This window comes from Burkholderia sp. MS389 (assembly GCF_016899425.1).
GTDB lineage: Bacteria > Pseudomonadota > Gammaproteobacteria > Burkholderiales > Burkholderiaceae > Burkholderia > Burkholderia sola.
The window spans coordinates 476,465-489,955 of sequence record NZ_CP045995.1 but is presented as its reverse complement, the minus strand read 5'-3'; the positions used below and the strand labels follow the sequence as shown (position 1 = coordinate 489,955).

Below are 13,491 nucleotides of genomic sequence, written 5' to 3'. Positions count from 1 at the left end.
GCGTCCTTGCATCGCGCCGGCTCCCGTCATGCGGGGGGATGCCGCCTTTCGGCCATCCGGCATACCGTCGAGCGCGCCGGGCGAGCAGGAAAACGCCAGCAAACGACGTACCCGATGGTGGCCGCGCGCGGCGTTCCGGGCAACGGATGGCCGGACCCTCCGCCCGCGTCGGCTGCGGCCCGGATGGGTGGCTGCCGGTGTTGCCACGCGCACCGTCGCAATGGGTCGCCGACCGCTTTTTTCATCGAGTTTCTGTAAAAAAGCGCCGGTTATCACCTGACCGACGCGTCGTGCAAGGGTGCGCGAAAAACGATGGACGATTTCTTTCGCTCGCGCCGCGCACATTGGAATTTTCTATTCCGCGGCACCTTCGCGGTCGTTTCGCTGTCGATGATAAATATTGCATTCAACGGGACGCGTGATGCCGTTTTTCAAAACGGCCCGCGAACGCTTATGGGTGAATCCGCCAACCGGACGAAGCAGCGCGCAGACGGTCGCCGGCTGTCCGGCCGGTCCGCCGCGATGCGCGCGCTGCTCGCCCGTATCGACAAAATCGCGCCCACCGGCGCGAGCGTGATGATTGCCGGCGAAAGCGGGGTCGGCAAGGATATCGTCGCGCGCCGGCTGCATGATCTGAGCGCGCGGCGCGACGCCCCGTTCGTGCCGATGAACTGCGGCGCGATTCCCGCCGATCTTGCCGAGGCACAACTTTTCGGGCACGAGAAAGGCAGTTTTACCGGCGCGATCACGCAGCGCGAGGGTTTCTTCGAAGCCGCGCGCGGCGGCACGCTGTTGCTCGACGAGGTCGCGGAAATGCCCGCCGCGCTGCAGGTGAAACTGCTGCGGGCGATCGAGTCGAACACGATCGTGCGCGTGGGCGGCACCGAATCGATTCCGCTCGACGTGCGGTTCGTGTCGGCCACCCGCCACAATCCGGCCGACGCGGTGCGCGACGGCCGGCTGCGCGAGGACCTGTTCTACCGGCTCGCCGCGTTCGCGATCTACGTGCCGCCGCTGCGCCAGCGCGACGGCGACGTCGAGACGATCGCGCAGGAATTCGTCGACACGCTGAACGCGCGGCATCGCGCGCACAAGCGGCTGACCGACGCGGCGATCGCAGCATTGCGCGCGTATTCGTGGCCCGGCAACGTGCGCGAACTGCACAACACGATCGAGCGCGCGTACATCCTGGCGGACGAAGGCATCGACGTCGCCCTGCCGAAGCAGCCGATGCCGGTGGCCGACAGCACGTCGGAAGGCGCGATGGCGCTGCCGGTCGGCGCGACGCTGCACCACGCACAGCAGCGCTTCATCGCGGCGACGCTGCGTCACTTCGACGGCAACAAGCCGCGCGCGGCCAAGGCGCTCGGCATCAGCCTGAAGACGCTCTACAACCGGCTCGCGCTGATGCGCGACCAGGACGGTTCGTAAGCGGCGCGGTCGGCCGCCGCGTCAGGCGACCTTGAACTGCCCGACCGTCGTCGCGAGCGCGTTCGCCTGCGACTGCAGCGCGGTGGCGGCCGCGGTCGACTGTTCGACGAGCGCCGCGTTCTGCTGCACCATCTCATCGAGCTGGCTGACCGCGCGGTTCACTTCCTGGATCCCGCGCGTCTGCTCGTTCGCCGCATGCGTGATCTCGGAGATGATGGTCGTCACGTTCGCCACGTTGGCCACGATCTCGCGCATCGTATCGCCGGCCTGGCGCACCTGCCCGGACCCGGCCGACACGCTCGCGACCGTCGACTCGACCAGCACCTTCACTTCGCGCGCGGCCTGGGCGCTGCGTTGCGCGAGGCTGCGCACTTCCTGCGCGACGACCGCGAAGCCGCGGCCCTGTTCGCCTGCCCGCGCCGCCTCGACGGCCGCGTTCAGCGCAAGGATGTTGGTCTGGAACGCGATCCCGTCGATCACGCCGATGATGTCGCCGATCCGGCCCGATGCTTCCTCGATCTTCCCCATCGTCGCGACGACGTCCGACACGACCACGCCGCCGTGCGACGCGATCCGCGACGCGGCCGCCGCGCGCTCGTCGGCCTGGCCGGCGGCCGCCGCCGACTGACCGACGGTCGCGGTGATCTCTTCCATCGACGCCGCGGTTTCCTCGAGGCTCGCCGCCGCCGATTCGGTACGCGACGACAGGTCCTGGTTGCCCGCCGCGATCTCGTTCGCGGCCGTGCGCACCGATTCGCTCGCGTCGCGGATCTGGCGCATCACGTCGTTCAGCTTGTCGACGAAGCTGTTGAACGAGCGCGCGATGTCGGCGACTTCGTCGCGGCCGTCGGCCGGCAGCCGCTTCGTCAGGTCGCCGGCGCCCGAGCCGATCGCGGCCATCGCCTGGCGCACCTGGGACAGGCGGCGGAACGCGGTCGCGGTGATCGCGCCGATGATCAGCGACGCCACGCCGACGATCACGATCAGCGTGATCAGCGACGCGGTCAGCAGCGAGCGCATCCCGGCCGTCGCCTCGGTCTTGTCGAGCAGCACCAGCGCGTACCAGTCGGTGCCCGGCACCGGCTTCGCGCGCACCAGCTTCGCGTGGCCGCCGACGCCGACCTCGACCGGCGCGTTCGCCGCCGCGATCGACGCCACGCCCAGCGAGCCGAGTTCGGGCGACACGTCGGCGACCGGCTTCAGCGTGAGCTTGGCGTCCGGGTGGGCGACGACGTGGCCGCTGCTGTCGACCAGCATCCCGAAACTCGCCGGCGTCGGGCGGATCGACTTGACGTTGGCGATCACGCTGTCCATCGACAGGTCTGCGGCGACCACGCCCTTCAGCGCGCCGTCGCGCAGGATCGGCACCGCGAACGTGACGACGAGATTGCCCGTGCCGGCATCGACGTACGGCGGCGTGACGACCGGCTTGCCGGCCTGCGCGGCCTGCTTGTACCACGGGCGGCCCGTCGGGTCGTAGTCGGGCGGGATGCCGGTCGGGTCGGAGAAGTGGAACGCCTTGTCGGCATAGCCGGCATAGACGTTCGTGAAGCCGCCGGCCGCCGCCATCTGCTTGAACACAGGCAGCGGGTCGGGCGTCAGCGCGGCATCCTGCAGCGACGCGATCATCCGGCTGCGGGTCGCGACCCAATCGGCGATCCCGACCACGTGGCCGCTGGCGACGGAGGTCAGGTTGCGGTCGATCGCGTCGTCGTTGTACGCGCGTGCGATGAAATAGTTGATCAGGGTCGTGGCGACGAGCGCGAATACGACGATGGCGACGCACGCGGCAAGGATGCGGGCGCGAATGGACGAGAACATGGCAACGACTCGGTAAGAGAGCAGGAACGCCCGATTGGACGAATTCACCGTGTAAACGGCAAATCGGGCCACTTACTTGAGGTCGTTGTGACGATTCGATGAAACGTATGACGACAGGTGTCTGCGACTGCCAATAAATCGTCAGGATGGCCGGGTTCGACCTGCGTGCTGCCCGCCGGCTACTCCCTACAGCCGGTGGCGCGGACGTGGATCGGCGTCCGCGGGCGCCGCATCGGCCCGGGTGTCGCGGTCGAAGACGTCCTTCTGGCGCATCCGCTCGCGCAGGTGCCGGATCGCGAATACGTGGATGTAGTCGTGCACGCGCGCGCCGGACGACAGCGCACGCACTTCGTCGTCGAGCATCGCACGCAGCTGATCCGCGCCGATCGCGCGCCGTTCGGCGGCTTCCTTCAGTGAATCGAGCAAATTGTCCTTGGACATCGACAGACTCCTGACGGTCGAGGAACGAAAAGATGACGGTACTGGAAGCTTAAAGACTGGACAGACACGCGGCGTACGATGCGCCGGCGCGGATTTGCGCGCGATCAACGGCACGTTGCGTGCCGCCGCGTCGATCCGTTTCCGAACCGTTCGCGCAGGGTTCGCGGTGCACATGGCCCGCGAACGAGACTGGATGGAAGCCTTGCCACGCCACCCCGGGGCGCGGCATGGGCGACGGGCGGCGGGTGGACCGCCGCGCGACGCCGATGCAGTGGGGAAACTTAGACCGACCGAAATCATGCGTCAAGCGCCCCCCTGCGATGCATTCGTCGGACGAACGCGGCGGTGCGGCCGATCATCCGCCGCGCGTGTCAGCGGATTCCGATAGCGCCGCGCAATTTCCTGACAGCGACTTCAGCGCGCGCCGCTTGGCAGCGCGCCGTCGCCACACGATACTGATCACATGAACCAGGCGTTCATACCGGAACATCGCTCAGTCGGCCATCGAGCCGGCACGCGGGGTCCGGCGCAGGAGACCAACCATGGCACATCGCACCTTACCGGGCCGGGACGGCCAGCGGCGCGCGTCGGGCAACGCGCGCGCCCTGCCCGCCCGGCCCGCGTCGGCCGGCAACCGTCCGTCCGACGACCTCGACACCTTGCTCGCGCTCGCACGCGAGGCCGGATTGCTCGTCACGCTCGACGGGCAGATCGGCCGCGAAAAGTATCAGAGCGTCGCGGGGTCCGTCCTCGCGTTGCAGCGATTCGCCGCGGCGCTGTCCGCGCGCAACGCGGCCGACGCGCCGGCCGCATCGGAGCCGCGTCGCAAGGCGCGCCCCGGGTGGCCCCATGCGAATCGTTTGCGCAGTCGCACGTGCAGCGTATGTGCGCCGCTCCATGTCGTGCGTCCGCATGCGCGGGTCCGTCGCTGCACGGGCCGCCGGCACGACCTGCGATCGATTCTTCGCTCCCTCTGATCTGCGCACGTCACCGGCGCACGGCACGGCGCCGTGCATGCGCGCTGTCCGCCGCGATCCGTATCGAAGCGACCGCGCGCGATGACGCGCGGCTCGACGCGGCCGCATTCCAGACCATTCGTACGGGGAAATGAATTCGACGGGGCCAGGCGGAAAGCGGACGGGGTGACTTCCACCCCGCCCGTCCTCCAAGGCAACCGTCGGTTGCCTACCCTCGTGCCAGAGAGTTTCCGGTCGGATGGCGCGCCGGACACACACGCGGCGCGGCGCCCGAACATGATGTGGCGGCGAGTGCGACAGCGATCGCCTTTCATCGCCTTTCGCACGCCGGCGCGGCCTTGGTCCCGCATGCATGCGAAGGCCAGCCGCGTCGCGGGGACGCTCCCCCACTGTCTCACGCGACATGCGCCGCGTTTCTGATGCAGGTCAATCCATACCGCTTCGATCGCGACGACACGCGATTCATTCCGCACCGCGCACCAGCAGCACCGGCACCTGCGCGAGATGCGCGACCCGCCGCGCGACGCTGCCGATCAGCCAGGCGGCGATGCCGCGACGGCCATGCGTGCCGACCACCAGCAGCTCCGCCCGCCAGTGCACCGCATCGCGCATCAGTGCATGGGCCACGTCGTCGCTGGTCGGATGCGTTTCGACGATGCCGCGCTTGGTCGGGTTGCCTGTCGCATGAAACAGCGGGCCGATCTTAGCGAGCGCATCCTCGCCCTCTGCGCGGTACGCATCCTCGAGGGCGCGCACCGGCACGACATCGGTCAGACGAACCGCGCGATCGATCACGTACGCCGCATACAGCAACGTCGTCGGCGCCGCGAAGCCGAGCCCCACGCGCACCGCGTGCAGCGACGGCTCGCTGCCGTCGACCGCGAACATCAGCCGCTGCAGCGTGCCGTCCGACGTCCGTGCATAGGCCGACGGCACGATCAGCAGCGCGCAGCGCGCGCGTTTCGTCAGCGTGTCCGACATCGCGCCTTCGACCAGCCGCAACAGCCCGTGATGCGGATTCGCGCCGATCGCCAGCACGTCCGCGTGCCACGTCGACGTATCGTTGACCAGTGCGTCGGCGACCGAGCCGCCCGTGACCGACGTGTCGACGACCACTTGTTCGACTTCGATCCCGCTGTCGGCGAACAGCGCCGCGATCCGCTCGCAGGTGGCCTGCGCGTCGCGCATCATGTCCTCGCGCGCCGACGTCAGCAGCGCGTCGATGCGCGGAATGTCGGGCAATACGAGACGCGGATTGTCGATCGCGCAAATGATGCGCAATCGCATGCCGGGACGCAGCAGCGTGCGCACGTAACGGGCGGCGGTCAGCGATTCGGGCGTCGGATCGACGGCCAGCGCGATTCGCGCGAGCGTCGGGATGGGCTGGGCAGGCTGCATGGCGAAGGTCTCCGTGCGTGCACGTCGTCGCCGGGCGACGACGGGGCGTTTCGCGCGGCGGCCGGACAGCCGCTACGGTCAGGGATCGGCGGGATGCCACGCGAAGCGCGGACAAGCAATGCGTTCGTTCAGCATAGGCCGTCCGGCCCGCGCGTGCATGATCGCGATCAACGATCGCGAACGGTCGCGCGGCACCCTGCCCGCGCGGCTTACGACTTCGTCGGCATCGACGCAGCCGGACGGTTCGCGTAGAACAGCGTGTACGCGATGCCGAGCAGCACGATCCACACCGGCCCGATCACGAGCGCGACGCGCGTATCGGGCGTGAACGCCATCAGCACGACGACCAGCACGAGAAAGCCGAGCGCGACGAACGAACCGAGCGGAAAGAGCGGCACGCGGATCGGCAGGCGCGCGATCTGGTCGGCCGACAGCGTGCGACGAAAACGCATCTGCGCGATCAGGATGACGCACCACGTCCAGATCGCGCCGAACGTCGACACCGACGTGAGCCACGTAAACACGTGCTGCGGCGCGAGATAGTTGAGTAACACGCCGATCAGCAGTAGCGCGACCGACACGGCCACGCCATACACGGGCACGCCGCTGCGGTTCACGCGACCGAGCGCGGCCGGCGCCTGGCCCTGCTGCGCGAGGTTGTAGAGCATCCGCGCGGTGCTGAACAGGCCGCTGTTGCACGACGACAGCGCCGCGGTCAGCACGACGAAGTTGATGATGCCGGCGGCGGCCGGAATGCCGAGCCGCGAGAACGTCATCACGAACGGGCTGCCCTGCGTGCCGATCTGGTCCCACGGATAGAGCGACATGATCACGAACAGCGCGCCGATGTAGAAAATCAGCACGCGCCAGAACACCGAATTCACGGCCTTCGTCAGCGACTTCTCCGGATTGCGCGCCTCGCCAGCCGTGAGGCCGAGCATCTCGACGCCGAGATACGCGAACATCACGATCGGCAGCGCGGCGATCACGCCGTTGATTCCGTTCGGCATGAAGCCGCCGTGCGACCACAGGTTCGAGATGCCGGTCGCGATGCCGCCGTTGCCGATGCCGAACGCGATCATCAACCCGCCGCCGACGATCATCAGCACGATCGTGACGATCTTGATCAGCGCGAACCAGAATTCGAATTCGCCATACAGTTTGACCGCGATGAAGTTCACCGAGCCCATCGCCAGCAACGCCGCGAGCGCCCAGATCCAGTTCGGCACGCCGGGAAACCACATGTGCATGTAGACGCCGACCGCGGTGATTTCCGCCATGCAGGTGACGATCCACACGAACCAGTAGGTCCAGCCGGTCAGATAACCGGCGAGCGGGCCGAGGTAGTCGCGCGCATAGCGGCTGAACGCGCCGGCGACCGGATTGGTGATCGCCATCTCGCCGAGCGCGCGCATGATCAGGAAGATCGCGAGGCCGCCGAGCAGGTAGGTCAGCAGGATGGCCGGGCCGGCCGTGCGGATCGCGGTGGCCGAGCCGAGGAACAGGCCGACGCCGATCGTCGCGCCGAGCGCCATCAGGTTGATGTGGCGTTCTTCCAGCCCGCGGTGCAACTGGTCTTCAGGTTGTTTCAAATTCGTCTCCTGGCAGCCGCGAGCGGGCCGCCGTCATTGTGTCGATGACCATGCGCGACCGTTCATGCCGATTTTTGGCAGCCGAAAACGAAATAATCCCCGCTGTCGATTTCCGAATGGGAAACGACACGGATGCCGCGTCAATTCGGTTGGAATTGGCGCGGATTATCCGTATTTCACGGAACAAGCCGGAAAAACGGATCGGGCCTTTCACGGAATACACCCGAACGGCCCGCGCGACGCGGCTGTGCGCCTGACGAGCGATAACGGGATCCATCGCTTTCGGCGCGAATGACCGCGCGTCGAATGTGCACAATCAAGCGCACGCAATATGCAGGCGGGATTATAGGGAGGATCGGCGGTTTCACGCCAGGCGATTTTGGGGAAAATCGCGGTGGGTGAAAGTGGTGGTTGGATTGGAGGGCGCGGAATACAACGCTAGATCGCAACGGGCGTCACGATCCCGCTCAAAATTGGGCCGTCATCTGAAATCCGACCGTCACACGCGCAGTGGGAAAACCGGACGGCTTGTAGACCGGCGTACCGGCGAACAGGTCGTAACCGTAGCCACCGAAACGCGTCGCGACGCTGCCCTTGACGCCAATTACGGCACCGGCCAACTGCGTACCGACCAACGCAACCGGCTGCGGCCCCCAAACGCGGCCGTAATCCAATCCTGCATAAATCGCCTGTCCGGTCTGTCCGATCGGCATCTGCAGCTCGTTGCGCCAGTAGAAACCGCGTGCCGCTGCCAGCATCGTTTCGCCGTCGAAACCGCGAACTGTATAGCGACTGCCGATCGTCAAGTCATCGATGTAGTACAGCGAGTTCCCGGTATATTGGCCGTGGATGCTCGTCACGTATCGGAACGGCTGCTTCGCGATCGCGAACGGCACCGACAGGTTCGCATCGAGTACCGCCATCTTGAAGCGGTAAGTAGGACCGCCACCGGCAGCGAGAATGTCGTCCTGCGCACCCAGGCCCGCGACGCCCTGTCGGTACGCCAGCGTGCCGTCGAACTGCGCCCCGTCGAAGTAATGGCGGTCAGTCAGGCCGAATTCAACGAACGTGTTGTTGCGACGCTGCTGTGGGATTTCCGTATCTTCGACGAAGCTCTGGCCGAAGCGACGGGACAAGCGGACATAGCCGCCGAATACGTCGTTCTGGCTACGGGCAAGCACTCGGGCAAGCTTGAAATCGATCGTCTTCGAATTGCCGCTTGCAACGAATGTTTGATTCACGCCAGCGATTTGCTGGTAGTACGTGTTCGTGTAGGCCGATAACGTCGCGGTCCAGTCACCCCACGGGATCGAGTAGAAGCCGTTCCAGCCGTGCGAACCAAGGCGGTTGTCGCCAAGTTCGAGGTCTTGGCTCACGCCGACGTTGAAGATGTCGTTTAGCCCGAGCGGGTTATCGATGCCGATCGACAGGTTGCCTTGCAGCTTGCCGGTCGCGCGCGTGCCCGAGTTGTCGATCGACGCCACCACAGTCCACGGTTTGCCGCGTTTCACGTCGAGCACGACATCGCTTTCGCCCGGTACGTCGCCCGGAACGATCTGCATCGAGACGTCTTGACTCTGTACGCGCTTCATCTGCTCCAGACCTTGCTCGAGGTCGCGCAGGTTCAACAGTTCGCCGTCGCGCGTCGGGAATGCGGTTTTCCATGTGCCACGCAGTTTTTCATCGGCGAAGCGCACGTGTCGGATCACGCCGGGAATCAGCGAGACTTTCAACGTACCGGACGACAAATCCTGTTCGGGGAGCAGCACGCGCGTCGTGATGTAGCCGCGCGAAAGAATGTGTTGCGACAGCGCCTTGATGAGCACATCAAGCCCTTGCTTGCCAACGCACTGCCCCGTATAGTGTTCAAGCCATTCACGCGCGAACGCGAAGCGATCCATGGGCAGTACGGACGCGCCTCGCGCCTTCACGCCCTCCGGCAGCGAATCGGGAACGTCGACCGTAAAACGATCAATGCGGAAGCACGGTGTTTCGGTCGGAAGCTGTGGGTAGCCTGCGCTCGCCGCGACACTCGAACGAACCCCCGGCGCGGAAACGATTCGCTCCCGCTCCCGCGCTTCCTCCTGCTGACGTGCCTGTTGTTCGTTACCAAGCGGCTGTACCGACTGTGCCATCGCACAGGTCGATGCGATAAGCAACGACCCCGCAACAAGGCTACCCCCTCGGATTTTCTTCTTCATGTATTTGATTCTCTCGATTACGCGTACCGCGTGATCATCCAGACCCCAATCAGGATGACGACAGCGCCGACGACCTGCATCGGCCGCAACAGGTATTCGTGTAACGCGGTGAACGACAACACCACGAGCATGGAAATCGCCACCATCGCCGGATACGCGACGCCTAGCGTTGTTTTGCGCAGCGCGATTGCGTAAAGGAGGAACCCGACACCGTAGGCACCTATGGCCGCCCCACGGGCGATCCATGGCAACACGCTCGATTCACCCAGTGCGATTCCCTTGAGCGCCGCAACGCGGAGCAATATGCTCGCGAGACCACCGAAAAAGCCACTTGCGACGACGATCAGCCCGTTCACCGCGCGGCCTCCGTCACTACTTCCACATCTGGTCGGTGACTGGCGTTTGTGCGGGTGTCATCGGATGCGCCCGTGTTCCCATCAAAAATCATATTGAAACGATTCGCGCCATGGAGCGCGATCAGCACGATGGCGGGAAAGACGACCGAAAAGTTTCGCGCCTCATCGCGGTAGCCGAAGAAGAAGAACAACACCAGCACCGGCAGGAATGCCGCAAAAAAATAGATACGGTATCGATGTGGCGTCGCGCGCCACGCCGAGCCGAAGAACACCGCAAGCGGGACAAGCATCAGCGGATTTTCGAGACTTGGCGTAAAGATGCCTTTGCCGATCAGGTTGTAGAACGACAGGTAAGACAAGGGATTAAGCCAGAATTTCAGGTTATCCCACACGTGAAATTCGACGAAACCACCTGCATTCGCGTCGTAGCCGCTCATGATGAAATGGCGCGTGCTCACGCAGATCACAAGCTGCAGCACCAGCCAACCGACTCGTTTCAATACCGGAACGTCGCGCTCGTGCAGGAAAAATAGCGCGAGCGGGACAAGGAAGAACGTTTCCTTGTTCAGGGAGAAGATGGAAACCATCAACGTGCATGCCAGCATCCGCTTCTTCAACAGGAAATAGCAGGCACCGAGTACGCCGAGCAGTTCGAAAAAGTCATAGTAGTAACCGCCCTGCTGAAACGTGAGCGGATAGACGAAGCCGAACGCCGCCAGAAAGCCAACGGATCGCCCGAAGTTCAGGCCGTGTAGTCTGGCGAGCTTGTAGACCAGCAACAGCGCGAACAGCGTCGACAACACGATCGCGATGTACGTCAGGTGATAGACGAGCGCCACGATCGGTGTCCAATATTCGTCCGGCACACTTGTGAAATAGGCGTTGTGCAGCGAATCATGTCGTTTGATCGATTTGAAAAGCTTTTCCTGCTTCTCCTGCCCAAGCCGCTCGGCTATCCATTTTGCGGCTCGCGGGAACGACGAGCGATAGACATACGGCTTCGGTGCCTCGCCGTTCATCATGCCGACGAGACTGTAGCTGGTTGCAAAATCCCCTTTCTGGTCGTCACGAAAGCCCCACTTCAGCAACATGCTGTTGGTGATGTTTCCCGCGCATACGAACAGCAGCACATAGACGATGGCGAAGCGGCAGAACGCCAGCACGCGGTTTCGGTTTTTTTCGGTCATAGGAACTGTGCCGCTCACGGAGCTGGCAAGAAGTGAGCGGCCAGGACGATCACCACCATGATGCAAAGCATGCTGAAGCTACCGCGATTCTCGAGAATATGGACTATCGGATCGTCGTGCATCGTGCCACGCACTGTTGCGATCCATAGACGACCGAACAGGTAGATCAACCCGATCTGCACGAACCAGAGAAGGTGCGGAACCGTGTAACGAGCTACCGTTTCCGGGGCATTGATGAACAGACCAAATACGACCACCGCAGCAAGGGAAGCACCGATGCCAAACGGCCAAAGGACTTCGAGGTCACCTACTCGATAATCCCGACCAGCCGTTGCGCTTTTTTCACTCTGGCGCAAGAACACCAACTCGGAGCAACGTTTCACGAGCGCGAGGCTGAGAAAAGCAAACACGGAGAATGCAAGGAGCCATCGACTCACCATAATTTCCGCTGCAACTGCTCCGGCGACGATTCGGTACGTGTACAGCAATGACAGAACGACCACATCGAGTAGCACGATCGACTTCAAGCGCCAACTGTACGCGGTCGTCAGGAACAGATAGAGCACGAACATGCCTGTAAATTCGGCTGACACAGCCAACGCCAATGCAAACGCCAATGTCAGCAGTACCGCTGCGCACGCGATGCCCTGACTGATCGACAACACCGCGCTCGCAAACGGACGATTGCGCTTTCTTGGATGTCTGCGGTCACTGTCCAGATCCCAAAGATCGTTGCCGATGTAGGTTGCCGACGCGCCAAGCGACATTGACAAGAACGCCAGTGCGAGCACGCCGACTTTGTCGACATCAAGGAATGCAAAGGCCGTCAGCAATGGGACGAACAGCAGCAGGTTCTTTAGCCACTGGTGAACACGCAGGGCCTTGCACCATGTGGAGAACGTTGCACGTACATTCGTGAACTCGTGTTCGATGGGAACGTGGCTGCGAACATCGGCGGCGACATCACACGAAACGCCAGCAAGTATGGCACCTCTCGCGCCGGCCCAAATCGGCAAATCAACTTTGCTGTCACCCGCATACACGAAGTCGTCGCCGATCTGCTCGCGAATACAGGCCAGTTTCGCCTCCCCCTCGAGATTCGTGTCGCCACTGGTAGCGATGACACGATCGAACAAGCCGAGATGCGTGCTCACACGCTCGGCGATCGAACAATGTGCGGCAGTTGCAAGCACGATTTTTCGACCGCTCTCGCGTTCGCGGGTGAGGTAGTCGATGAGCGACTTCCGATATGGAATTGTTTCCGCTCGAAAATCCGCATGCTCTGCGACCTCGGCCTTGAAGGCGGCGCGGCCGCCCGCGAGCCAAAAAGGCAGGCGCAGTAGGTTTGCAGGCTTTCGCTTGACGACACGTATCACGGATTCCATCAAGGTATCCGAAGTTGTCAACGTGCCGTCAAGATCGACCACAAGTGGAAATTTCCTGGTCTCTCGCATTTCTTGTGATTCAACTTAAACGGGGTGCCATACTGCACATATTCGTCATTTCGCCAAAAATTCCCGCCCCCTCAAATACCCCGGAACCTCACAATCCAAAAAAAGTAGGCGTGCCACGGCCAAATCCAATAAGCACTTTCAATCCATTGGCGATACATAAAATGCCACAAATACATTAGCTGCTACGCCTTAACGTATTCTCCAATAGTAACAAATACCTCACCCGCGTCATTTTCCAGGATGACCGTAGCCCTGGCTTCCTCATCTGGAAAATTCTGAATGATTCGACTATCCCACAATCCCGCTATGAGTGCCGCTAGGTCCTTTGCATTATCGAACGAAATTCCTCGAAAAATATCCGTAATCTCCACCATATTTATCCACGGCTGCGCCTGCCGAGGACTCATCCCACTATTTCGATACTCTTTGTATCGCTCGCCATCAAACCAGTCCGAGGCTACGATAATGCCATCAAGCATAATCATCCGTGGCGCAAAAAATCGACCCATACAGAGCGTAAAATCTTGAGGCAATGAAACCTTCGCGAAAACTGCATGTACGAAGTCCAAAACAGAGAATTTTCCTCCGTTTGCTTTGACAAAAGCGTCGTATTTCCAATCTTCCACATTCATT

General features: G+C 63.0%; 12 protein-coding genes. 2 read left to right on the top strand and 10 right to left on the bottom strand.

Going from position 1 to position 13,491, the window contains the following annotated elements:
• Window positions 1–390 precede the first annotated feature (390 nt).
• The gene (locus GJG85_RS18685; RefSeq protein ID WP_204384466.1) at window positions 391–1,431 is read left to right on the top strand and encodes a sigma-54 dependent transcriptional regulator; all 1,041 of its coding nucleotides are present in this window, start codon (window positions 391–393) and stop codon (window positions 1,429–1,431) included.
• Window positions 1,432–1,452: 21 nt separating this feature from the next.
• Here the strand turns inward: GJG85_RS18685 and GJG85_RS18680 are convergent, their stop codons facing one another.
• Both GJG85_RS18680 and GJG85_RS18675 read right to left on the bottom strand, forming a co-directional pair.
• On the bottom strand, window positions 1,453–3,252 hold the full coding sequence (locus GJG85_RS18680; RefSeq protein WP_050011052.1) for a methyl-accepting chemotaxis protein: 1,800 nt from the start codon (window positions 3,250–3,252) through the stop codon (window positions 1,453–1,455).
• 186 nt (window positions 3,253–3,438) lie between these two features.
• Window positions 3,439–3,693 carry a DUF3562 domain-containing protein gene (locus GJG85_RS18675; RefSeq protein ID WP_050011051.1) on the bottom strand — a complete coding sequence of 85 codons (255 nt, stop codon included), beginning with the start codon at window positions 3,691–3,693 and terminating at the stop codon, window positions 3,439–3,441.
• 542 nt (window positions 3,694–4,235) lie between these two features.
• On the opposite strand from GJG85_RS18675, the gene GJG85_RS18670 reads away from it, so the two are divergent.
• Window positions 4,236–4,670, top strand: coding sequence for a hypothetical protein (locus tag GJG85_RS18670; protein ID WP_050011050.1), 435 nt, complete (start codon window positions 4,236–4,238; stop codon window positions 4,668–4,670).
• 462 nt (window positions 4,671–5,132) lie between these two features.
• On the opposite strand, the gene GJG85_RS18665 is transcribed toward GJG85_RS18670, so the two are convergent.
• The 8 genes from GJG85_RS18665 to GJG85_RS18630 all read right to left on the bottom strand — a co-directional run bounded on the left by GJG85_RS18665 (window position 5,133) and on the right by GJG85_RS18630 (window position 13,490).
• Window positions 5,133–6,068 carry a universal stress protein gene (locus GJG85_RS18665; RefSeq protein ID WP_089489367.1) on the bottom strand — a complete coding sequence of 312 codons (936 nt, stop codon included), beginning with the start codon at window positions 6,066–6,068 and terminating at the stop codon, window positions 5,133–5,135.
• Window positions 6,069–6,277: 209 nt separating this feature from the next.
• Window positions 6,278–7,660: an amino acid permease gene (locus GJG85_RS18660; RefSeq protein WP_089489366.1), complete on the bottom strand. Its 1,383-nt coding sequence runs from the start codon at window positions 7,658–7,660 to the stop codon at window positions 6,278–6,280.
• The gene (locus GJG85_RS18655; RefSeq protein ID WP_239468970.1) at window positions 7,647–7,937 is read right to left on the bottom strand and encodes a hypothetical protein; all 291 of its coding nucleotides are present in this window, start codon (window positions 7,935–7,937) and stop codon (window positions 7,647–7,649) included. Before GJG85_RS18655 ends, GJG85_RS18660 begins: the two co-directional genes overlap by 14 nt.
• A 190-nt stretch (window positions 7,938–8,127) precedes the next feature.
• Window positions 8,128–9,795, bottom strand: a complete 1,668-nt coding sequence (locus GJG85_RS18650; protein WP_235356123.1) for a ShlB/FhaC/HecB family hemolysin secretion/activation protein — start codon at window positions 9,793–9,795, stop codon at window positions 8,128–8,130.
• Between the two features lie 83 nt (window positions 9,796–9,878).
• Window positions 9,879–10,217, bottom strand: coding sequence for a hypothetical protein (locus GJG85_RS18645; RefSeq protein WP_050011046.1), 339 nt, complete (start codon window positions 10,215–10,217; stop codon window positions 9,879–9,881).
• A complete protein-coding gene (locus tag GJG85_RS18640; protein ID WP_089489365.1) occupies window positions 10,214–11,404 on the bottom strand; it encodes a hypothetical protein in 1,191 nt (396 codons plus the stop codon). Before GJG85_RS18640 ends, GJG85_RS18645 begins: the two co-directional genes overlap by 4 nt.
• Window positions 11,405–11,418: 14 nt before the next feature.
• Window positions 11,419–12,858, bottom strand: a complete 1,440-nt coding sequence (locus GJG85_RS18635) for a UbiA family prenyltransferase (protein ID WP_050011044.1) — start codon at window positions 12,856–12,858, stop codon at window positions 11,419–11,421.
• Window positions 12,859–13,040: 182 nt separating this feature from the next.
• Window positions 13,041–13,490 carry a hypothetical protein gene (locus tag GJG85_RS18630; protein ID WP_143328900.1) on the bottom strand — a complete coding sequence of 150 codons (450 nt, stop codon included), beginning with the start codon at window positions 13,488–13,490 and terminating at the stop codon, window positions 13,041–13,043.
• Between the last annotated feature and the right edge of the window lies 1 nt (window position 13,491).